Source organism: Bartonella phoceensis, assembly GCF_902825145.1.
GTDB classification, from domain to species: domain Bacteria; phylum Pseudomonadota; class Alphaproteobacteria; order Rhizobiales; family Rhizobiaceae; genus Bartonella; species Bartonella phoceensis.
The window spans coordinates 1-230 of record NZ_CADEAD010000096.1 but is presented as its reverse complement, the minus strand read 5'-3'; the positions used below and the strand labels follow the sequence as shown (position 1 = coordinate 230).

General features: G+C 40.4%; 1 protein-coding gene. It reads right to left on the bottom strand.

Annotated elements, in window-relative coordinates:
• Window positions 1-230: hypothetical protein (locus J7R07_RS08220; protein ID WP_208436354.1), on the bottom strand; the 230-nt coding region annotated here is incomplete at both ends.

The window sequence follows — 230 nt, the reverse complement described above, 5'->3', positions numbered from 1 at the left end:
TGTTTGTTGCCTTTACTCCAACATTCAGTGGTGCATCGTCTTTACCACTGGATATCTTTATATTTTCCAGTTTATTTTCAGCGGTTTTACTGTTTTCAAAGAAAGCACCGGTATCGAAAGCGGTAATGGTTCCGCCTTTCATATTGATTGTACCACCATTTTGTGCATGGAGCCCACTGTCCTTAGATGATGTGATTTGCACATCGTCTGTTAAAGTGATGGTACTGTCT